The sequence below is a fragment of the Mesorhizobium sp. M7A.F.Ca.US.014.04.1.1 genome (assembly GCF_003998745.1).
GTDB lineage: Bacteria > Pseudomonadota > Alphaproteobacteria > Rhizobiales > Rhizobiaceae > Mesorhizobium > Mesorhizobium ciceri.
Window position 1 is genome coordinate 1 of sequence record NZ_RZRW01001447.1, and the last position, 465, is coordinate 465.

The window sequence follows — 465 nt, forward strand, 5'->3', positions numbered from 1 at the left end:
AACGCTTAACGCTGAGCGCAGCCCAGGATTTCTCGGCGGTGAAGCGGCAATCACCGATGCGGTGCGCGATCTCGCGCAGCATCACGTACGCGCCTGGCGAGGCATACAGACCGGCATGCGGCGGATGATCGACCGTTTTGACCCGGTAGTGATCGAGGATGAGCTGAAATCGAATTCCGCGATCGGAACCCTTCTCTCTGGGGGGCGGGGCGCCAAGCTGTGGGAACTTTACCAGAAGCGCCATCGTGAAATCGCCGAGAGTGCTGAAAAGAGCTTCCTTGGCGAAATCGGCGCTGATTTTCGAGATGCATATGAGGAGGAGTGAGAGATGATTGATCGACGTGAATTTGTTGTTGCCTTGGGCGCGACAGGGTTGCTTGCCGCTTGGCAGAGTGGTCCCCCGAAACCATCGGTGATCACCGTCAACGTAAACGGCGGGTCTTGCATTAAACCCGGGCCTGGGCG

1 protein-coding gene is annotated in these 465 nt (G+C 58.3%); it reads left to right on the forward strand.

Annotated elements, in window-relative coordinates; translation table 11 throughout:
* A partial coding sequence (locus EOA22_RS37030; RefSeq protein ID WP_348629533.1) for a type VI secretion system-associated FHA domain protein occupies positions 1–325 on the forward strand: 325 nt, incomplete at its 5' end.
* Positions 326–465 lie beyond the last annotated feature (140 nt).